We start from the raw sequence: 19,686 nt of genomic DNA, 5'->3' as shown, positions 1-19,686 counted from the left end.
TCTGGGTCAGGAGCGCACGCGGTAGACGTCGTAGACGCCGGGGATCATCCGCAGGTGGCCCAGTACGTGGTCCAGGTGCGAGGGGTCGGGTGATTCGAAGCTCAGCCGCATGGTGTACAGCTGCCCCCCGGTGGCCTTCATACTGCCCTGGATGATGTTGAGGTGCTGCTCGGCCATCACCCGGCTGATGTCGGCGAAGGCGCCCTGGCGGTCCAACCCCTCGATCTGGATGTTGACCAGATAGCTGGTCTTGCCGGCGCTGTCCCACTCCACCTGCACGATCCGTTCCGGGTTCTCGAGCAGGTTGGCGGCATTGGTGCAGGCCCGTCGATGGACGCTGACCCCCTCCCCACGGGTGACGAAGCCCAGGATCTCGTCGCCCGGCATGGGGGTGCAGCACTTGGCCAGCTTCACGTACACATTCGGGTCCCCGGAGACCACGATCCCGGTCTCGGAGCGCTGGCTGGGGGTACGACGACGCCCGACCGGCGCCTCCTCCAGGGACTCCTCGGCCGCGGCCTCCGCGCCTCCGGCCAAGGTGATCAGCCGGTGCATGACGGCCTGGGCGCTGACCGTCTGTTCCCCGATCGCGGCATACAGGGCGGAAACGTCGGCCAGCTTCATCTGGTCCGCGATGCTGGTCAGGTGCTCGACGGTGAGGATCCGCTGCAGCGGCAGCCCGGACTTGCGCATCTGCCGGCCCAGTTCCTCCTTGCCGCGCTCGATCGCCTCCTCGCGGCGTTCCTTGCTGAAGTGCGCCTTGATCTTGCTGCGGGCCCGGGGGCTCGTGACGAAGTTCAGCCAATCCCGCGACGGGCCGGCATTCTCGTCCTTGCTGGTGAGGATCTCCACCACGTCGCCATTGCCCAGCTTGGACTCCAGCGGGATCAGCCGGCCATTCACCCGGGCACCGATGCAGCGCGCCCCCACCTGGGTGTGCACGGCATAGGCGAAGTCCACCGGCGTGGCCCCGGCCGGCAGCGCCTGGACGTCGCCCTTGGGGGTGAACACGTACACCTCGGAGGAGTTGATCTCATAGCGCAGCGAGTCCAGGAACTCGCTGGGATCCTCGGTCTCCTTGCTCCACTGGTTCAGGTTGTGCACCCAGGTCAGATCGGTGCCCTCGGCCTCGGAGGTGGTCCCGGCCACCGGATTGCGCAGCGCCTCCTTGTACTTCCAGTGCGCGGCGACGCCGTACTCGGCGCGGCGGTGCATCTCATGGGTGCGGATCTGCAGCTCGACGGGCTTGCCACCGGGCCCGATCACCGTGGTGTGCAGGCTCTGGTACATGTTGAACTTGGGCATGGCGATGTAGTCCTTGAACCGCCCCGGCAGGGGGTTCCAGCGCACGTGCATCACGCCCAACGCGGCGTAGCAGTCCCGCGGGGTGTCCACCAGGATCCGCAGGCCCACCAGGTCATAGATGTCCTTGAACTCGCGGCCGCGCACCACCATCTTCTGGTAGATCGAGTAGTAGTGCTTCGGCCGGCCGTAGACAGTGGCGTGGATGTTGGCGGCCGCCAGGTCCAGCTCCACCTGCTTGCGCACCTCACGCAGCTGGCGCTCCCGCTGCGGCGCCTCCTGGGCCACCAGCCGGACGATCTCGTCGTAGATCTTGGGGTGCATGGCCGCAAACGACAGGTCTTCCAGCTCCCACTTGACCGCATTCATGCCCAGGCGGTGCGCCAGCGGGGCGAAGATCTCCAGCGTCTCATTGGCAATCCGGGCCTGCTTGTCCGGCCGCAGGAAGCTGATGGTGCGCATGTTGTGCAGGCGGTCGGCCAGCTTGATGACCAACACCCGGATGTCGCGGCTCATCGCGATCACCATCTTGCGCAGCGTCTCGGCCTTGGCGGACTCGCCGTAGGTGACCTTGTCCAGCTTGGTCACCCCGTCCACCAGCAGCGCCACCTCCTCACCGAAGTCGGCGGTCAACTGCTCCATGGTGTACGACGTGTCCTCGACGGTGTCGTGCAGCAGCGCCGCCACCAGCGTCGGTTCGGTCATGCCCAGCTCGGCCAGGATGGTGGTCACGGCCAGCGGATGGGTGATGTAGGGGTCACCGGACTTGCGGGTCTGCCCTCGGTGGTAGTGCTCGGCCGTGTTGTAGGCCCGCTCCAGCAGCGCCAGGTCCGCCTTGGGATGGTTGGCCCGGACCACCTTGAACAGCGGGTCCAGTACCGCCGACGTCGGGGACTTGGAGGCTCCCAACCGGGCCAGCCGCTGGCGCATGCGCATCCGCGGCGCCTCGGGGCCAGTGCTGAACCGGTCCTGTGCCGCCGACATCGGGCTGGACGGAGTGGCGGCCCCCGGTGGCGAGTAGGGTCCGTAGACGCCATTGCTGCTCACGGGGGCCTCCAACGAGTTTCGGTGAGCCGGGGCTCAGACGGTCAGGATGGCGCTGTACGAGTCGATTCCGCTGTCGTCCAGCGCGGCGTGGCCGTTGAGGAAGCTGAGCTCCATCACCACGGCCACGTGGACCAGGTTGACGTCGAGCTTCTTCAGCAGCTTTGCCGTGGCGCCGATCGTACCGCCAGTGGCCAGCACATCGTCGACGACCATCACCCGGGCACCCGGCTTGATGGCATCCCGGTGCATGGTCAGGGTCTCGGTGCCGTATTCCAGCGCGAAGGCCTCCTCATAGACCGGGCGGGGCAGCTTGCCGGGCTTGCGCACCGGCACAAAACCGGCGCCCAGCGCGACGGCCACCGGGGCGGCGAAGATGAAACCGCGGGCCTCCATGCCGACGACGACGTCGATCTCACCGGGGGCGGCGGCCACCAGCTGTTCCACGGCCGCCTTGAAGCCCTGGGGCGAGGCCAGCAGCGGGGTGATGTCCTTGAAGGTCACCCCCGGCTTGGGGAAGTCGGGGACGTCGGTGATCAGGGACTGGATCAGGTCGAGCTCGGTGGTCATGATGTCTGCCTTCGTGGGTTCACTTGTTCTTGCGCGAGGAGCGCGTGGTCCGGGTGCGCTGGGTGCGTTCCCCGGTGGCGGCCAGCGGGGCCGCGACGCCCTCGGCCACTGGCTCCCCGTCCCGGGGCTGGTGGCGCTGGGCGCGACGCTCAAGCTTGGCGCGGTGCTGCTTCATGCCGGGCTCCCGCTCCTTCAGCCAGGCCAGCAGCGGCGTGGCGATGAAGATCGACGAGTAGGCGCCGGCGATCATGCCGACGAACAGGGCCAGGCCCAGGTCCTCCAGCGGGCCGGATCCCAGCACGAAGACGCCGGCGAAGAGCAGCGCCGCCACCGGCAGTACGCCGATGATGGTGGTGTTCAGGGAGCGGATCAGCACCTGGTTGACGGCGGCATTGGCGGCCTCGGAGTAGCTGCGACGCTGGCTGGTGAGCCCACGGACATTCTCCTTGACCTTGTCGAAGACCACCACCGTGTCGTACAGCGAGTAGCCCAGGATGGTCAGCACGCCGATCAGGGTGGCCGGCGTGACGGTGAAACCCACCAGCGAGTAGACGCCGATGGTGACCAGCAGGTCATGCAGCAGGGCGACGATGGCGGCCACCGACATCTTCCAGTCCCGGAAGTAGGCCCAGATCAGCAGGCTCACCAGGCCGAGGAAGACCACCAGGGCCTGCAGGCCCTTCGCGGTGATCTGCTTGCCCCAGGAGGCGCCGATCAGGGAGTAGGCCACCTTGTCATTGGTGGTGTTGGCCGCCTTGGCAATGGCGGTGCGGACCTTGGTCACCTCGTCGGTGTTCAGCGTGCGGGTCTGGATCTTCACCTGGTTCTCGCCGACGGTCAGCACCTGGGTGGAGTCCAGGTCCTTCAGGCCGGTGCCCTGCACCGCCTCCCGCATGGTGTCCACGGTCTGGGCGTTGACCTGGACGGGGGCGCTGAAGTCCGCGCCGCCCTTGAACTCGATGCCCAGCTTCAGGCCCTGCAGCAGCATCGAGCCGATCACCACGGCCAGGATGCCGGCAGAGATCAGGAAGAACAGCTTGCGGTGGCCGATGAAGTCCCAGGAGATGTCGCCGGTGTAGAGCCGGTGGGTCAGACTGAGCTTCTTGCCGTTGACGTCGACATTGCTGGCCTGTTCGCCGGACAGCTGCTCGTCGGTGGGGACGTGGGCGGTGCTCATCAGGCCTCCTCGGTGGTGGTGGCGGCCTCACCGCGGCGGGTACGCGCCTCGCGGGAGTTGCGGGTGGTCTTGTGGCGGGGCGCCCGGGTGCGGATGCCCAACAGCGAGTTGCGGCTGACGCCCATGTGCTCGGCATCCAGACCGGACCACTTGTGGCCCTCGCCGAAGAACTTGGTGCGGCCCAACAGGCTCATCAGGGGCTTGGTGAACCACCACACGATGGCCAGGTCGATCAGGGTGGTCAGGCCCAGGGTGAAGGCGAAGCCCTTCACCGCGCCGACGGCCAGGACGAACAGCACGACCGCACTCAGCAGGGAGACGCCGTCGGCAATCACGATGGTGCCGCGGGCCTTCTGCCAGCCGGTCTCGATGGCCGAGCGGAGGCTGCGGCCGTCGCGGATCTCGTCGCGGATCCGTTCGAAGTAGATGATGAAGGAGTCGGCCGTGACGCCGATCGCCATGATCGCGCCGGCGATGCCCGGCAGGTTCAGGGCGAAGCCCATCGCCTCACCCAACAGGCTCATCGTCGCCCAGGTGATCACCGTCGCGATGATCAGCGATCCGACGACGATGATGCCCAGGCCGCGGTAGTAGAGGAAGGAGTAGGCCACCACCAGACCCAGGCCGATGAGGCCGGCGATGATGCCGGCCCGCAGCTGCTCGCCGCCCAGGGTGGGGCTGACGGTCTGCACCTCGGAGACGTCGAACTTCAGCGGCAGCGCGCCGTAGTTCAGCACATTGGCCAGGTCCTGGCCCGACTTCTGGGTGAACGAACCGGTGATCTGCGCCTGCCCGTTGAGGATGGCCGACTGGATCGCGGGGGCGGAGACCACCTTGGAGTCCAGCACGATCGCGTTCTGGTTCATCGGCTGCTGCTTGCTGACCAGGGCGGTGGTGACGGTGCCGAAGTTGGCCTTGCCCTTGTCATTGAAGGTCAGGTCGACGGCCACCTGCAGCTGGCCCTGGGGCACACCGGCGGTGGCATTCTTCACGTCCTTGCCCTCCACCACGACGGGGCCGAGCAGGTACTTGGCCGTGCCCTCCCGGTCGCAGGTGAGCAGCGGCAGGTCGGGATTGTCCGGGTACTCCTGGTCACAGGTGTACTTGGCGAAGTCCGCCTGGACATCGGCCGGCGGCTGGTAGGCCATCGCGGTCTTCAGGTCCAGCACCTTGCCGGTGGACTTGATCTTGGACCGGTCCACCGGGCTCGGTGCGACGGTGGGCAGGCCCGGTGCCGACGCAGCGGCCGACGCGCTGGGGGCGGCCGAGGCACCCGGCGTCGCCGAGGCGCCCGGCGTCGCGCTGCCGGTGGCCGACGGCTGCGCCGACGGATCCGGGGTGACCGGCTCCACGGCGTAGACATTGCGGAACATCAGCTGGGCGGTGGCACCGACCATGTTGGTCAGGTCATCGCTGGAGACATTGGGCACGCTCACCACGATGTGGTTGCCGCCCTGGGTGGCCACCGAGGACTCACCCACGCCCAGACCGTCGACGCGGTTCTGGATGATGGTGCGCGCCTGCTCCAGGTTCTCCGGGGAGATGGAGCCACCACCATTGGTGTTGGACGCGGTCAGGGTGATGGTGGAGCCGCCGGCCAGGTCCAGGCCCAGGCGCGGCTTCCAGGTGTGGGCCACCCCCATCAGGGCGTACAGCGCGGCCGCGCACAGGAGGAAGATGATCAGCGTGCGGCCGGGGTGTGACCGGCCCGTACTGGTTGCCACAGTGTCTTGTCCTTACTTCCTGAACCAGTCAGGCGGGGGTGGATCAGTTGGGGCGGGCGGAATCGCCCGGAAGGTTCTGGTCAGCGACGGGGGCTTCGACCGGCTCAGCCGCCGTGGTGGGGGCCTCACCCACCGGGGTGGTCTTCTCAACCACCGTGGTGGAGGCCTCAGCCACCGTGTCCTCGGGGTCGGCGAACTCGAATTCCTCGTCCTGCGGGGTGACAATCCGCACCAGCGCCTGCTTCATCGCCGTGACCTCGACGCCGGGAGCGATCTCCACGATCAGCTGCTCGTCACCCACATGCGTCACGGTGCCGAAGATCTGGCTGGTGAGCAGCACCCGATTGCCCTCCGCGACCGAGGCCCGGAGCTCGTTCTGGGCGGCCATCTGCTTCTTCAGCGGGCGCTGCAGCAGGAAGGTGAACAGCAGCATGCCCGCGAGCACCAACATGATGGTGGTGGCTCCGCTGGCAAACATCGGGGTCATCGGGAATCCATTCCGTGGACGGCAGGGGCGGGACACGGGCGTGACCCAACGGACAGCGTACCCACTGCCGTGCCCCAGCGACGATTCATCGGGCGGCGTGGACCCGATCCGGCGTCGACCTTGGTCAGCTGAACAGGTCTTCCTGGGTGTCCCCGACGCCCCCCGACGCCGACCCGGGCGGGGTCAGCCCGAGGTGCTGCCAGGCCCGGTGGGTGGCCACCCGGCCCCGCGGGGTGCGCATCAGGAAGCCCAGCCGCACCAGGAAGGGTTCGGCCACCTCCTCCACGGTCTCGGTCTCCTCCCCCACGCTGATGGCCAGGGTGGACAGCCCCACCGGCCCGCCGCCGAACTTGGTGCAGATGGCCTGCAGCACGGCCCGGTCCAGCCGGTCCAGACCCAGGGGATCCACCTCGTACAGCTCCAGGGCCTCGGCAGTGATCCGTCGGGTGACCCGGCCCTGGTGGCGCACCTGGGAGTAGTCCCGCACCCGCCGCAGCAGGCGGTTGGCGATCCGGGGGGTGCCGCGGGAACGCAGCGCGATCTCCCGGGCGGAGGCGTCGTCCAGGTCGACGTCGAGCACCGCCGCCGAGCGGTGGACGATGTGCTCCAACGCGTCGGAGCCGTAGAAGTCCAGTTGGGCGGTGAAACCGAAGCGGTCCCGCAGCGGGCCCGGCAAGAGGCCGGCCCGGGTGGTGGCGCCCACCAGGGTGAAGGGCGGGATGTCGATCGGGATGGCGGTGGCCCCGGGCCCCTTGCCCACCACGACGTCCACCCGGAAGTCCTCCATCGCCAGGTAGAGCATCTCCTCCGCTGGCCGGCTCATCCGGTGGATCTCGTCCAGGAAGAAGACCTCGCCCTCGCTCAGCCCGGACAGGATGGCGGCCAGGTCCCCGGCATGCTGGATGGCCGGGCCGGAGCTGATCCGCAGCGGCGCCCCCATCTCGGCGGCGATGATCATGGCCAGGGTGGTCTTGCCCAGGCCGGGCGGGCCGGAGAGCAGGACGTGGTCCGGGGTGGTGCCGCGGTGCCGGGCCGCGGCCAGCACCAGGCCGAGCTGGTCGCTCACCCGGGGCTGGCCCTCGAACTCGTCGAGTCTGGACGGGCGCAGGGCGGCCTCGACGGCGCGTTCCTCGGGCTCGGCGTGCGGGTCAACCGGAGAGTGTTCCACCCGACCCAGCCTACTTCCGCGCCAGGGAGGCCAAGGCGGCGCGCATCAGCACGGCGATCCCCACCGCCGGGTCGGCCTCCACCAGATGCGCGACGTTGTCACAGGCGGCCTCGGCATCCTTGGCGGACCAGCCCAGGCCCTGCAGGCCGTCGGCCACCTGTTCCCGCCACTGGGCGGCGCCGTCGCCGCTGGGGGTCGGGGTGGTGACGGCACCCAGCGAGTTCACCTTGTCCCGCAGCTCGATCACCATCTTCTCGGCCCCCTTGCGGCCGATCCCGGGCACCCGGGTCAGGGCCGCCAGGTTCTCACTGGCGATCGCGGCCCGGAAGTCATCGGGGCTCATCACGCTCACCACCGCCTGCGCGATCTTGGGGCCGATGCCGCTGGCCGACTGCACCAGCTCGAACAGGTCCCGCTCCTCGGCCTCCTGGAAGCCGTAGAGGGTGAGCGAGTCCTCCCGCACCACCAGCGAGGTGTACAGCGTGGTGGCGGCACCCAACCGGACCGCGGCGGCGGTTCCCGGGGTGCACAGCGCCTTCATGCCGAAGCCGTTCAGGTCCAGCACGACGAAGGTGGCGCCGACGGCGGCGACCTGTCCGGTGAGGTGGCTGATCATGCGGGTCTCCTGGGGATGCGACGGGTGGGGGCCTGGGCGGGCCGTTGCCGGGCGGCCTTCTCCACGGCCTCGGCGTAGCGATTGGTGGCGGCACCCCGCCAGACATGGCAGATGGCCAGGGCGACGGCGTCGGCGGCGTCGGCGGGTTTCGGCGGCTCGGCCAGCTTCAGGATCCTGGCCACCATGGTGCCCACCTGGGCCTTGTCCGCCCGGCCGGAGCCGGTGATCGCGGCCTTGACCTCGCTGGGGGTGTGCAGGGCGACGGGGATGCCGTGCCGGGCGGCTACCAACATCGCGATTCCGGCGGCCTGGCTGGTGCCGGTGACCGATTCCAGGTTGTGCTGGGCAAAGACCCGCTCCACCGCGACGGCCTCCGGCCGATGACGGATAATCCACTCCTCGATCCCGTCGTGGATCCGCAGCAGCCGCTTGGCGTGGTCCAGGTCATGCGGGGTGCGCACCACCCCGACGTCGAGCAGGTCCAGCGGACGGCCGGGGACGCCCTCCACGACGCCGATGCCGCACCGCGTCAGGCCGGGATCCACACCCAGTACCCGCATCCTCGTCCTCCATTCCACGCACATACCCCAGCCAGGATCCCCGACGCTGTTGCTGAGCCCTCGGCAAGCTCGGCCGCCCTGGTTGCGCACGCCTGGTCGTGGCCCACCAGCCACATCACCCCTCGAACACGCGTTCGGAATCCTACTCCAGTAGGCTGCTCGGGTGGTGCTGCTTGATTTCGTCGGTGTGTTTGCCTTCGCCCTGTCCGGAGGCCTGGTCGGCGTGCGCCGGCACTTCGACATCTTCGGAATCCTCACCCTGGCCGTGGTCACGGCCCTGGGCGGCGGAATCGTTCGGGACCTGCTGCTGGGGATCACTCCCCCGTCGAACATCACCAACCTGCCGCTGTTCTGTACCGCACTGGCTGCTGGGATGATCACCTTCTACTCCGAACGCCCCGTCTCGAAACTGCGCCGCACCGTGCTGGTGGCCGACGCCGTGGGCTTGGGCGCCTTCTGCGTCACTGGCACGCTGACCGCGATCCATGCCGGCCACCCGGGGATGGAGGCCGTGATGGTGGGCGTGATCACCGCCGTGGGTGGCGGGGTGCTGCGCGACGTCCTGGCCGGGCAGGTGCCCAGCGTCTTCTCCCCGGAGCTCTACGCGCTGCCCGCCCTGCTGGGTTCCCTGTTGACCGACGCCGCCGCCCGGCTCGACCTGACCAGCCGCCCGGTCATCGGCCACCCGCTGCAATGGGTCCTGATGGCTCTGGTCTGCGGTCTTCGACTGGCGGCCATCAGGTTCGGATGGCACTCCCCCACGCCCCGCCGCCCGGAACGCGACTGATGCTGTTCAAGACCGTGACGGGCCCCGCACCCGGCTTGGTGCGCGGCCCGTCCAGGTTGTCCGGCCGGGGTCAGTCCTCGGCGTCGATCCTGGCCTGCAGCTCGGGGCTGAGCTCCACGTTGGTGTACACATTCTGGACGTCGTCGGACTCCTCCAGGGCATCGACGATCCGCTCCACCTTCTCCACCGTCTCCAAGTCGTCGATGACCTGGCCGAAGCTGGCGACGAAGTTCACGTCGGCGGAGTTGTAGTCGATCCCGGCGGCCTGGACGGCCTTTCGGACCTCCACCATGTCGTTGGGGTCGCTGATCAGCTCGAACTCGTCGCCGTTGTCGTTGACGTCCTCGACATTGGCCTCGATGGTGGCCTCGAGCAGCTCGTCCTCGGTGATCTCGCGGGTCTCGGTCTTGCGGCCCTCACCCGGCACCTCCATGGTCTTGGCCACGGTGACGACGCCCTTGCGCTCGAACAGCCGCTGCACCGAACCGCCGTCGGCGATGGTGCCGCCATTGCGGGTCACGGCGACGCGCACCTCGGAGACCGCGCGGTTGCGGTTGTCGGTGAGCACCTCGATCAGGATCGCCACGCCGGCCGGGCCATAGGCCTCGTACATGATGGTTTCGTAGTTGACGGCGTCGGCACCCACACCGGAGCCACGCTTGACGGCGCGGTCGATGTTGTCATTGGGCACCGAGTTCTTCTTCGCCTTCTGGATGGCGTCGTAGAGGGTCGGGTTCCCGCCAGGATCACCGCCGCCAACGCGTGCCGCAACCTCGATGTTCTTGATCAGCTTGGCAAAGAGCTTGCCGCGCTTGGCATCGATGACGGCCTTCTTGTGCTTCGTCGTGGCCCATTTGGAGTGACCGCTCATGCGTCAACCTCACCTCTCGTGCAGAATCCTGACGCGCCATGCTACCCGCTGCGGACCCTGTGCCCCCAAACCGGCGGTCAGCCGGCCACCAGCTCCCGGCCGTAGAGCACCACCATCTCCTCCGCCTCGTAGCCCACCGACTCGAAGAGCAGCACCGCCCCGCCGGGGTCGGTGGTGTCGACGCCCACCCCGGCACCGTCCAAGCCGGCGTCCAGGAAGGTGCGCATCGACGCGATCAGCAGCGCCGAGCCCACATTGTGCCCCCGCCATGCGGGCCGCACACCGAGCCGGTCGGTCCACCCCTCGGAGAAGCTCTGGGCCTCCCAGTCCTGCACGTAGGCGCTGTTCATTGCGTAGCCCACCACCTGCCCGTCGACGGTGGCCACCCAGGACCATTCGGGCCGGGCGGCCCGGCGCCGCATCGAGTGCTCCCAGGCGGCGCGGGAGACGGCATGCACGCCGGGCACGTCGGCGAAGGCCTCATTGTGCGCCAGCCGCACCTGCTCGCTGAAGTGCGGATGGTAGGGCTGCAACCCGATCCCGTCCGTGCGCGGCATCGACGGCAGGATCCGCGGCCCATTGTCGTCGGCGAAGGTGCGGTGCATGTCGAAGTACCAGCGACGCGCGGTGAATCCCGCCGCCTCCATCATGTGGGCGTGGGTGCCCGCCTTCTGTTCCACGAAGCGGGTGAGCAGCAGCCGGTTCAGCTCCGGGTGCTCCAGCCGGATCTCGTCGAACCACTCCTGGGCCCGGGCCACCTGCCACTCCAGCAGCCGTCGCCCCAGCTGCTGGTGTCGCCAGGCGGGGTGCACGCCACCATCCAGCCAGACCTGGGGCTCGCCCACGTCCAGACCGCGGATGTGGTTCCAGCCATAGGCGACGATGGTGCCGCCCTTGTCCCGGCCCACCACGGCATCGGCCTCGGGGGTGGCTCCTGGCGCGGAGAAGTACTCCTCCAGCTCGGCCAGGCTGAGCCGCTCCACGGGGTCGTCGAAGTACTCGATGGCAGTCCGCAGTTCAGCGAGCTGCTCGAGGTCCTCGGCTACCAGGGCGCTCCATTCCAGGCCGCCCCCGACGAAGGGGTCCACGCCGCTGGTCAGTTCCCGGGGTTCTCGGCCCGGCGGGGCAGCCGCCACCGCTGGATCGAGGGGCTGGCGTGCCAGTCCACCACGCTCCAACCACCCTTGCGGGCGGCACGTAGCAGGCCGACGTCGGGTTGCACCGCCACCGGATTGCCGACGGCATTGAGCATCGGCAGGTCCACGTGGCTGTCGGCATAGGCATAGGACTGGGCGAGGTCGATCCCGTGCTGGGCGGCGTGGTGTCGCAGCCAGGCGGAGCGGGACTCGCCCACCATCGGTGGCTGTGCCAGGAAGCCGGTGCAGATGCCGTTGTCATCCACCACCAGCTCCGACGCGACGATCACGTCGAACAGGTCCTCCAGGGGCCGGGTCAGCGGCCGGATCACGCCGGTCATCAGGATGGTGACGTGCCCGGCATCGCGGTGCTCCTGGATCCGGGCAATGGCCTGCGGGGAGAGCCGATCCTTGACGAAGGGCGCCATCTGCTGGTCCACATAGGCCTCCAGCCGGCTCATCTCCATGCCGGCGTAGCGACGGTAGATGGAGCGCAGGAAGGTGGCCCGGTCCCGACGATCCGCCCCCAGGTAGCCGGGCAGCGAGGCCGCCACCTCGGCCAGTTCCCGCACCCGCCCCGCCGGGGACAGGTCGGGCAACCGAGCCCACAGATAGGTCTCCACCACATTGGTGTCCATCACGGTGCCGTCCAGGTCGAAGGCGGCCAGCACGGTGCCCGGCTCCGCGGGCTTGAGCTCCTTGTAGGTGCTGGAAGGCTTGCCGCGACGGTTGCGCAGCGCCTCCAGCCGACGCACCGGATCGGTGATCGCCGGAGTGTGGATCTCCATCATGTAGGTGCGCCAGTCCACCGCCGAGGTGTCGAAGGCGAAGGCGGCCACGTCCTCGGGATGCAGCGAATTGTGCAGAGCCATGGTCCGGTCGTCGACGAAGTGCACCTGGGACTGCAGGTACTCCCCGTACAGGCTGAGGTAGCGACGCAGGAAACTGAGGCTCTTGCCCTGCTTGTCCAGCGCGGTGGCCGCCTGCCGGGTGTACTTGCCGCGGGGGGCCCAGCTGAGCGCGCGATTGCCCACCTTGTGCGCCTGCTCGGCAACTTTGAGGAAACGCTCCACGGGCTGCTCGCCGGGGAACTTCCAGGTGGCCAGCGGCGCGACCGTCCCGTCGGAGCGGGTATAGGGATGCTGGCTGAAGTACTCCCGGATGTACTCGTAGATCTCCCGGAAGGTCATCGGGTTCCGGGCACCGGTGGAGCAGTGGTAGAACTCCGGCTGGCCGATCTCCGGTTGGGTGGCGCAGACCGCGACGATGGCGTTCACCACGTGGTCACAGGGCACGATGTCCAGGGCCGCGTCGGGAGAGGCCGGGAACTCCTTAAGCTGCCCCTTGCCATAGGCCAAGATGATCGGGTCGGCCATCTTGAAGCCCTCGATCCACCCCGGGTAGGGGTGCACCAGACTGGACTCCACGATGGCGGGCCGCACGATCGAGACCTTGATGTCCTTGCCCAGGTCCGCCACGACCCGTTCCCCCATCGCCTTGGCGAAGGTGTAGACATCGGTCCAACCCAGGGAGCGGGCACGCTCGGTGCCGGCCTCCACCAGCTTGGCTTTGACCCACGCCTGCCGGCGTCGTTCCGTGTCCTCGGCGGTGGTGAGGAAGCCGGCCTGGCGGTGCTCCCGCTCCGCCTGCTTGCGCAGCTCCGCCAGCTGCTCGGAGGTGCGGCTCTGGGCCTCCACCAGCTCGCCCATGGCCAGGGCCTGCCGGGTTTCCTCGCGGTAGTCGACGTCGTGTTCATGCGCTGCCTCGGGAATGGCGCCACGACGCCGGCCCGCCGTGTAGGCGGTGGAAATGTGCACATAGTGCGGGATCCGGGCCAGGGTGCCCTGCTCGTCCCGGCAGGCGGCCAGCATGGCCTCCATCAGCGCCTGGGTGCCCAGCACATTGGTCTTGAAGGCGGAATCGATCGGCGGGTCGAAGCTGACATCACCGGCGCAATGGATCACCACATCCAGGTCCCGCGGCAGCTCGGGCACATTCGGCAGGTCCCCGGAGAGCACGTCCACCCGGTTCTCGCACAGCGCGTCGGCCCCGCCGGCGGCCTCGGCCAGCTCCTTGAAGATGGGCTTCTTCAGCAGGGACACGACGCGGTCCCGCGCGGTGACCGAGCCCTTGGGGCGGACCAGCACCACGGCCCGGGTGTCGGGCAGCTCGGTGAGGATCTTCCACAGGATCTGCTCCCCGATGAAGCCGGTCACGCCGGTCATCACGATCTTCTTGCCGGCGAGTTCCTCGCGCAGCCGGCCACCCTGCAGCAGCGCCGTCATCGCTCGGCCTCGCCGGTGGCGGCGGCCAGCGCCTCGGGCAGGGTGAAGTTGCCGACGTACAGGGCGGTCCCGACGATGGCACCCTCCACGCCGATCGGAACCAGCCCGCGCAGCTGACGCAGGTCGTCCAGGGTGGAGATGCCGCCGCTGGCCACCACGGCGGCCTCGGTGCGGGCGCAGACCTGCCCCAGCAGTTCCAGATTGGGACCGGTCAGCATGCCATCGCTGGCCACGTCGGTGACCACGTAGCGCTGGCAGCCGGCGGCATTGAGCCGCTCCAGGGTTTCGAACAGGTCACCACCCTCGGTGGTCCAGCCGCGGGCGGCCAACCGGGTGCCCTTCACGTCCAGACCGATCGCCACCCGGTCACCGTGCTCCTTGATGATCCGCTCGCACCACTCCGGGTTCTCCAGGGCAGCGGTGCCGACGTTCACCCGTCGGGCCCCGGCCTGCAGGGCGCGCTCCAGGCTGGCGTCGTCGCGGATGCCACCGGACATCTCCACGTTGATGTGCAGTTCGTCGACGATCCGGGCCAGCACCTCGTAGTTGCTGCCACGACCGAAGGCGGCATCGAGGTCCACCAGGTGGATCCATTCGGCGCCTTCGCCCTGCCATCGGCTGGCGGCCTCCAGCGGGTCTCCGAAGACCTTCTCGGAGCCGGCCACACCCTGGACAAGCTGTACGGCCTGCCCGTTCTGGACATCTACGGCGGGAAGCAGAACAAGAGAATTCACGACTGAACCCTAGCCCATCGTCGTGTTGTCCCCGAGGGACAACCAGTTGGTCAACAGTCCGGCACCGGCGGCGCCGGACTTCTCCGGATGGAACTGGGTGCTGCACACCCCGTCCCGTTCGGTGGCGGCCACGAAGCGGTCGCCGTCGTGCTCCGCCCAGGTCACCGACGCGGTGTCCCCCGTGGCGTGCACGCCGTAGGAATGCACGAAGTAGAAGCGCTCCTGGGCCAGTCCGGCCAGCAGCCGACTGCCCGCGGCCACCTCCACCCCATTCCACCCCATGTGCGGCAGCCGGGCGGAGGTGAGCCGTTCCACGGTTCCGGGCAGGATTCCCAGGCCGGGCGTGTCGTGCCCGTGTTCCAGACCACGCTCGAACAGGATCTGGTGGCCGACGCAGATCCCCAGCAGCGGCCGGCCCGCCGCCACCCAGCGATGCACCAGGTCATCCCCACCGACGGCCCGCAGGCCCCGCATGCAGGCGGCGAAGGCGCCCACACCCGGCACCACCAGCCGGTCACAGCGCAGCAACTCGTCGTGGCTGCTGCCCAGCACCACCCGCGCCCCGGCCGCCTCCAGCGCGCGACAGGCGGAGTGCAGGTTCCCGGAGCCGTAGTCCAGGACCGCGACCTTCGGGAAGCGCGCGGGCTGGCCCGGCGAGTTCACAGCGCGCCCTTGGTGCTGGGGATGCCCTGTACCCTGGGGTCCGGAGCGACGGCGGCGCGCAGCGCCCGGGCGAGCGCCTTGAACTCCGCCTCGACGATGTGGTGCGGGTCCCGCCCGGCCAGCAGCCTCAGGTGGATGCACAGCCCCGCGTTGAGGGCCAGGGACTCGAAGACGTGGTAGGTCATGGAGCCCGCGTAGGGCACGCCGGAGCCGCCGATCAGGGCATAGACCTGCCCCTCGGGCTCCCCGGTGCAGACGCAGTAGGGACGGCCGGCGACGTCGACGACGCACTGGGCCAGCGCCTCGTCCAGCGGCACCATCGCGTCCCCGTAGCGGGTGATCCCGGACTTGTCGCCCAGCGCCTGCCTGATCGCCTGGCCCAGCGCGATCGCGGTGTCCTCCACGCTGTGGTGGCCGTCGATGTGCACGTCGCCGGTGCAGCTGACCTCCAGGTCGATCCCGGAGTGCTTGCTCAGCGCGGTCAGCATGTGGTCATAGAAGCCGACGCCGGTGCTGATGGTGCTGCGCCCGGTGCCGTCCAGGTTCACGCTGACCCGGATGGCGGACTCGCTGGTGGCTCGCTCGACGGTGGCGGTGCGGCTCATGGCATCTCCTGGGTGACGGTGGGCAGGATCTCGGTCAGGGCGGTGCGGAAGGCCGCCATCTCCTCCGGGGTGCCGGCCGAGACCCGCAGGTAGCCGGCCGGGCCGGTCTCGCGGATCAGCACGCCCCGGTCCAGCAGCTTCTGCCAGACGTCGTGCCGATCGAGGAAGCGGCCGAACAGGCAGAAGTTGGCCTGGCTGGGCACCACGTCCAGGCCCTGCTCCCGCAGCCACTGCTGCAGCAGCTGGCACTGTTCCCGCAGGTCAGCCACGCGGTGCAGCATCTCGTCGGCATTGGCCAGCGCCACCAGGGCAATCTCCTGCGCCGCCACGGACAGGTGGTAGGGCAGCCGGACAATCCGGCAGGCGTCGACGACGGCGGGGGTGGCCGCCAGGTAGCCCAGCCGGCCACCGGCATAGGCGAAGGCCTTGCTCATGGTGCGGCTGACCACCAGGTGCTGGTGGCGCGGCAGCAGGGCCAGGGCCGAGTCCTCCGGCACCTCGGTGAACTCCTGGTAGGCCTCGTCCACCACCACCATGCAGTCCGGCCGCACCTCGGCCAGCCGGGTGCAGATCTCGTCGATCACGCTCACCGGGGTGGTGGTGCCAGTCGGGTTGTTCGGGGTGGTGATCAGGATGATGTCGGCCCGGTGTTCCTCGACGGCGGCCAGCACCGCGTCGGCCTCCACCCGGAAGTCCGCGGTGCGCGGCACCGCGACATAGTGGGTCAACGTGTTGCGGGCGTACTCCGGGTACATCGAGTAGGTGGGGCTGAAGGCCAGCAGCGTCCGGCCCGGGCCGCCGAAGGCCTGCAGCAGGTGCGTCATCACCTCATTGGACCCGTTGGCGGCCCAGATGTTGTCCGCCCCCAGCCCGAAGCCCAGGTAGCCGGCCAGCGCGGTGCGCAGCCGGGTGGCCTCCCGGTCCGGGTAACGGTTCATGCCGCGGGCGGATTCGGCCACCGCCCGCCCCATCTGCTCGCGCACCCGGTCACTGGGCGGGTACGGGTTCTCGTTGACGTTCAGGCACACCGGCACGTCCAGCTGGGGGGCGCCATAGGGCTCCTCCCCCACCAGCTCGGGGCGCAGCGGCAGCTGGTCCAGGGCGATCGGGGTGATCGGCTCGTTCATCACTGCTCCCGGGCGGGCTGCTCGACGCTGCCCCGACGCACGGTGATGGCATTGGCATGCCCGGGCAGGTTCTCGGCCAGGGCGAAGGTCTCCACCGCGTCGGCCAGGTCCAGCAGCGCCTGTTGGTCATAGTTGATGACGTGCACGGCCTTCATGAAGCTGCGCACGCTCAGCCCGGAGCTGTGGCAGGCGCAGCCCGCCGTCGGCAGGACGTGGGTGGAGCCGGCGGAGTAGTCCCCCAGGGAGACCGGGGACCAGCTGCCGACGAAGATGGCACCGGCATTGCGCACCCGGGCCGCCCAGGCGGCCGCATGCCGGGTCTGCACCTCCAGGTGCTCGGCGGCATAGGCGTCGCAGACCAACAGGCCCTGCTCCAGGTCCCGCACCAGCACCACGCCGGACTGCTGCCCGGTCAGGGCGGTGCGCACCCGCTCGGCGTGCCGGGTGGCGGCCGCCTGCCGGGCGGTGGCCTCCTGCACCCGGTTGGCCAGGTCCACCGAGTCGGTGACCAGCACCGAGCCGGCCATCGGGTCGTGCTCGGCCTGGCTGATCAGGTCGGCGGCCACGTGCTCCGGGTCCGCGCTGTCGTCGGCCAGGATCATGATCTCGGTGGGGCCGGCCTCGGAGTCGATGCCCACCAGCCCGCGCAACAGCCGCTTGGCCGCCACGACGTAGATGTTGCCGGGTCCGGTGACCATGTCCACCCGCTCGCACAGGCCGGGCACCCCGTACGCGAACATGGCGATGGCCTGGGCGCCGCCGACGGCGTAGACCTCGTCGATCCCCAGGATGTGGCACAGGGCCAGGATGTTGGGGTGCGGCAGGCCACCGAACTCGGCCTGCGGCGGACTGGTCACGGCAATCGAGGACACCCCGGCCACCTGGGCCGGCACCACATTCATGATCACGGAGCTGGCCAGCGGCGCCAGCCCACCGGGCACGTACAGGCCCACCCGCTGCACCGGGATGATGCGCTGCGCCACGGTGGCGCCCGGCGCGACGGTGATGCTGGGCGAGGTGGTCTCCTTCTCCGCCAGCTCGCACACCTGCCGTCGCCGGGTGATCGATTCCTCGAAGGCCGCCCGCAGCTCGGGGTCCAGCTGCTCGGCGCACCGGGCCAGCTCCTCGGCCGGGACCCGCAGGTGTTGCGGGGTCACCTTGTCGAACTGCTGCGCGAAGCGCACCAGCGCGGCCTCACCCTCGTCGGCGACGGCATCGCAGATGGGACGGACCGCGGCCACGGCATGCTCGACGTCGAAGCTGGCGCGCGGCACCGCGGCCCGGTAGTCGAAGGCGGAGCCGTCGGCGCCGGCGGCGGTCAGGTCTAGGGTTCGCAGAAGCTGGTTCTCAGGCACGGACCGAGTCTAGTTTGGGCCACCGACAATTCCCGTCGGCTTCCACCCGCTGGCATGGCGCAGGCCCGACGGCCGGGCTGTGGTGGGATACGGGGGTGGAATTCCTGCAGCACGGCTTCATCGGGGTGGGCACGGCGGTCAATGTGCTGCTCATCGTCCTCGGCTCGCTGGCCGGCCTGGCCCTGGGCGGGCGGTTGAGCCAGCGCACCGCCGCCACCATCACCGACGTGCTCTCCCTGGTGGTGCTGGTGATCGGCGCCCTGTCCGTGCGCCCGCTGCTGCAGCCCACGCTGAACGAGGCGGTGGGCAATGGCGCCGCCCTGGTGGTGATCCTGCTGGCCCTGGTGGTCGGTGCCCTGATCGGCTCCGTGCTCCGGCTGGAGGAGCGGATGGATGACCTCGGCCGCTGGATCCGGGGCCGGGTGGGGGCCGAAGGAGATCATCGCTTCGTCGACGGCTTCGTCACCGCGACGCTGGTCTTCTGCGTGGGGCCGCTGTCCATCCTCGGGGCCCTGTCCGACGGGCTGGGCCGCGGCTCGGAGCAGCTGCTGGTCAAGGCCGTCCTGGACGGTTTCGCCTCGGTGGCCTTCGCCTCCTCCCTGGGCGTGGGCGTGATGCTGTCCGCCGTCGCCGTGGCGCTCTACCAGGGCACGCTCACCATCGTCGGGGCCCTGCTGGGGGACGTGCTGCCCCCGGCCCAGATCGACGCGCTGACCGTGGCCGGCGGGGTGATCCTGATGGCCCTCGCCGTCCGGCTGATGGGGCTCAAGCCCCTGCGGGTCGCCGACATGCTGCCCGCGCTGGTGTGCGCTCCCCTGTTCGTCTGGTTCGTCCAGCTCGCCTCCTGAAAGGACCGTCGTGGCCACCGGAACACCAGCCACCAAGGCGCTCCAGCGCGCCCGGGTGCCACACACCCTGCTCCCCTATGACCATGACCCCGGCAACACCCACTTCGGCGAGGAGGCGGTGGCGGCACTGGGCCAGGATCCGCGCCAGGTCTTCAAGACCCTGGTGGTGGCCTGCACCGGCGGCACGGCCCCCCTGGTGGTGGCGGTGGTCCCCGTCGCGCAGCAGCTGGACCTGAAGGCCCTGGCCGCGGCCGCCGGCGCCAAGAAGGCGGCCCTGGCCGACCATGCCCTGGCCGAGCGCACCACCGGGTACGTGGTGGGCGGCATCTCGCCGCTGGGCCAGAAGAAGGCCCTGCCGACGGTGATCGACGCGTCCGCGCAGACCTTCGCGACGATCATGGTCTCGGCCGGGAAACGGGGCCTGCAGGTGCAGCTCTCCCCCACCGACCTGGCCCGGGTCACCGGCGCCCAGTTCGCGCCGATCGCGCGACAGCCCTGAGCACCCCCTGGCGGGAGCTGGGGGACGCCATCGGCACCAGCGGTGAGGCTGCCCGTCAACGCTATGGAGCCAGCGCCTGACCCATTCCCCCAGCCCGCCTGCCGGGCGCCATCAGGGGGTCAATAGGT

Annotated in this window: 19 protein-coding genes; 3 read left to right on the top strand and 16 right to left on the bottom strand. The window is 69.5% G+C overall.

All coding sequences use genetic code 11. The annotated features are described in order from the left end of the window. Positions 1-6: 6 nt before the first annotated feature. From AAEX60_RS08610 to ruvC, 8 genes are all read right to left on the bottom strand, one after another. Positions 7-2,349: a RelA/SpoT family protein gene (locus AAEX60_RS08610; RefSeq protein ID WP_446721297.1), complete on the bottom strand. Its 2,343-nt coding sequence runs from the start codon at positions 2,347-2,349 to the stop codon at positions 7-9. Between the two features lie 33 nt (positions 2,350-2,382). Next, complete coding sequence (locus AAEX60_RS08605; RefSeq protein WP_342102687.1) at positions 2,383-2,916, bottom strand: adenine phosphoribosyltransferase; 534 nt, start codon at positions 2,914-2,916, stop codon at positions 2,383-2,385. A gap of 19 nt (positions 2,917-2,935) precedes the next feature. After that, complete coding sequence (gene secF / locus AAEX60_RS08600) at positions 2,936-4,093, bottom strand: protein translocase subunit SecF (protein WP_342102686.1); 1,158 nt, start codon at positions 4,091-4,093, stop codon at positions 2,936-2,938. Then, positions 4,093-5,775, bottom strand: coding sequence for a protein translocase subunit SecD (gene secD / locus AAEX60_RS08595; protein ID WP_342102828.1), 1,683 nt, complete (start codon positions 5,773-5,775; stop codon positions 4,093-4,095). Before secD ends, secF begins: the two co-directional genes overlap by 1 nt. A gap of 85 nt (positions 5,776-5,860) precedes the next feature. Further along, positions 5,861-6,304, bottom strand: coding sequence for a preprotein translocase subunit YajC (gene yajC / locus AAEX60_RS08590; RefSeq protein WP_342102684.1), 444 nt, complete (start codon positions 6,302-6,304; stop codon positions 5,861-5,863). A gap of 124 nt (positions 6,305-6,428) precedes the next feature. Further along, a complete protein-coding gene (gene ruvB / locus AAEX60_RS08585; RefSeq protein WP_342102682.1) occupies positions 6,429-7,472 on the bottom strand; it encodes a Holliday junction branch migration DNA helicase RuvB in 1,044 nt (347 codons plus the stop codon). Between the two features lie 10 nt (positions 7,473-7,482). After that, positions 7,483-8,088 (bottom strand): Holliday junction branch migration protein RuvA, encoded by a 606-nt coding sequence (ruvA, locus tag AAEX60_RS08580; RefSeq protein WP_342102681.1) that lies wholly within the window; start codon positions 8,086-8,088, stop codon positions 7,483-7,485. Then, entirely contained in the window at positions 8,085-8,639 is a 555-nt protein-coding gene (gene ruvC, locus AAEX60_RS08575; RefSeq protein WP_342102827.1) for a crossover junction endodeoxyribonuclease RuvC, read from the bottom strand. The genes ruvA and ruvC overlap by 4 nt, the downstream gene beginning before the upstream one ends. 172 nt (positions 8,640-8,811) lie before the next feature. On the opposite strand from ruvC, the gene AAEX60_RS08570 reads away from it, so the two are divergent. After that, positions 8,812-9,435 carry a trimeric intracellular cation channel family protein gene (locus AAEX60_RS08570; protein WP_342102680.1) on the top strand — a complete coding sequence of 208 codons (624 nt, stop codon included), beginning with the start codon at positions 8,812-8,814 and terminating at the stop codon, positions 9,433-9,435. A 70-nt stretch (positions 9,436-9,505) separates the two neighbouring features. Here AAEX60_RS08570 and AAEX60_RS08565 read toward each other — a convergent pair whose 3' ends face one another. The 8 genes from AAEX60_RS08565 to hisD form a co-directional block, all read right to left on the bottom strand. After that, a complete protein-coding gene (locus AAEX60_RS08565) occupies positions 9,506-10,306 on the bottom strand; it encodes a YebC/PmpR family DNA-binding transcriptional regulator (RefSeq protein ID WP_342102679.1) in 801 nt (266 codons plus the stop codon). A 77-nt stretch (positions 10,307-10,383) separates the two neighbouring features. After that, positions 10,384-11,442, bottom strand: a complete 1,059-nt coding sequence (locus AAEX60_RS08560; protein WP_342102678.1) for a GNAT family N-acetyltransferase — start codon at positions 11,440-11,442, stop codon at positions 10,384-10,386. Then, positions 11,403-13,727 carry an HAD-IB family hydrolase gene (locus AAEX60_RS08555; protein ID WP_342102676.1) on the bottom strand — a complete coding sequence of 775 codons (2,325 nt, stop codon included), beginning with the start codon at positions 13,725-13,727 and terminating at the stop codon, positions 11,403-11,405. Before AAEX60_RS08555 ends, AAEX60_RS08560 begins: the two co-directional genes overlap by 40 nt. After that, positions 13,724-14,461 (bottom strand): bifunctional 1-(5-phosphoribosyl)-5-((5-phosphoribosylamino)methylideneamino)imidazole-4-carboxamide isomerase/phosphoribosylanthranilate isomerase PriA, encoded by a 738-nt coding sequence (priA, locus tag AAEX60_RS08550; RefSeq protein WP_342102675.1) that lies wholly within the window; start codon positions 14,459-14,461, stop codon positions 13,724-13,726. The genes AAEX60_RS08555 and priA overlap by 4 nt, the downstream gene beginning before the upstream one ends. Before the next feature lie 9 nt (positions 14,462-14,470). After that, positions 14,471-15,124 (bottom strand): imidazole glycerol phosphate synthase subunit HisH, encoded by a 654-nt coding sequence (hisH, locus tag AAEX60_RS08545; protein WP_342102673.1) that lies wholly within the window; start codon positions 15,122-15,124, stop codon positions 14,471-14,473. Next, positions 15,121-15,729: an imidazoleglycerol-phosphate dehydratase HisB gene (hisB, locus tag AAEX60_RS08540; RefSeq protein ID WP_342102671.1), complete on the bottom strand. Its 609-nt coding sequence runs from the start codon at positions 15,727-15,729 to the stop codon at positions 15,121-15,123. Before hisB ends, hisH begins: the two co-directional genes overlap by 4 nt. Next, positions 15,726-16,856, bottom strand: coding sequence for a histidinol-phosphate transaminase (locus tag AAEX60_RS08535; RefSeq protein WP_342102669.1), 1,131 nt, complete (start codon positions 16,854-16,856; stop codon positions 15,726-15,728). Before AAEX60_RS08535 ends, hisB begins: the two co-directional genes overlap by 4 nt. Continuing rightward, positions 16,856-18,211 (bottom strand): histidinol dehydrogenase, encoded by a 1,356-nt coding sequence (gene hisD / locus AAEX60_RS08530; protein WP_446721296.1) that lies wholly within the window; start codon positions 18,209-18,211, stop codon positions 16,856-16,858. The genes AAEX60_RS08535 and hisD overlap by 1 nt, the downstream gene beginning before the upstream one ends. A gap of 95 nt (positions 18,212-18,306) precedes the next feature. Between hisD and AAEX60_RS08525 the strand changes: the two genes are divergently transcribed. Beyond that, the gene (locus AAEX60_RS08525; protein WP_342102668.1) at positions 18,307-19,059 is read left to right on the top strand and encodes a DUF554 domain-containing protein; all 753 of its coding nucleotides are present in this window, start codon (positions 18,307-18,309) and stop codon (positions 19,057-19,059) included. A gap of 10 nt (positions 19,060-19,069) precedes the next feature. Continuing rightward, a complete protein-coding gene (ybaK, locus tag AAEX60_RS08520; protein WP_342102666.1) occupies positions 19,070-19,558 on the top strand; it encodes a Cys-tRNA(Pro) deacylase in 489 nt (162 codons plus the stop codon). Positions 19,559-19,686: the final 128 nt, after the last annotated feature.

The organism is Luteococcus sp. H101 (assembly GCF_038433155.1).
Classification (GTDB): domain Bacteria; phylum Actinomycetota; class Actinomycetes; order Propionibacteriales; family Propionibacteriaceae; genus Luteococcus.
The sequence above is the reverse complement of the archived record's forward strand: the minus strand, read 5'-3'. Positions and strand labels throughout refer to the sequence as shown.

What these genes read in the sequence shown, in the direction of transcription:
- AAEX60_RS08605 (WP_342102687.1), bottom strand. Translation starts at nt 2,916, where the DNA reads ATGACCACCGAGCTCGACCTGATCCAGTCCCTGATCACCGACGTCCCC.
- secF (WP_342102686.1), bottom strand. Translation starts at nt 4,093, where the DNA reads ATGAGCACCGCCCACGTCCCCACCGACGAGCAGCTGTCCGGCGAACAG.
- yajC (WP_342102684.1), bottom strand. Translation starts at nt 6,304, where the DNA reads ATGACCCCGATGTTTGCCAGCGGAGCCACCACCATCATGTTGGTGCTC.
- ruvA (WP_342102681.1), bottom strand. Translation starts at nt 8,088, where the DNA reads ATGATCAGCCACCTCACCGGACAGGTCGCCGCCGTCGGCGCCACCTTC.
- AAEX60_RS08565 (WP_342102679.1), bottom strand. Translation starts at nt 10,306, where the DNA reads ATGAGCGGTCACTCCAAATGGGCCACGACGAAGCACAAGAAGGCCGTC.
- AAEX60_RS08555 (WP_342102676.1), bottom strand. Translation starts at nt 13,727, where the DNA reads ATGACGGCGCTGCTGCAGGGTGGCCGGCTGCGCGAGGAACTCGCCGGC.
- hisB (WP_342102671.1), bottom strand. Translation starts at nt 15,729, where the DNA reads ATGAGCCGCACCGCCACCGTCGAGCGAGCCACCAGCGAGTCCGCCATC.
- AAEX60_RS08535 (WP_342102669.1), bottom strand. Translation starts at nt 16,856, where the DNA reads ATGAACGAGCCGATCACCCCGATCGCCCTGGACCAGCTGCCGCTGCGC.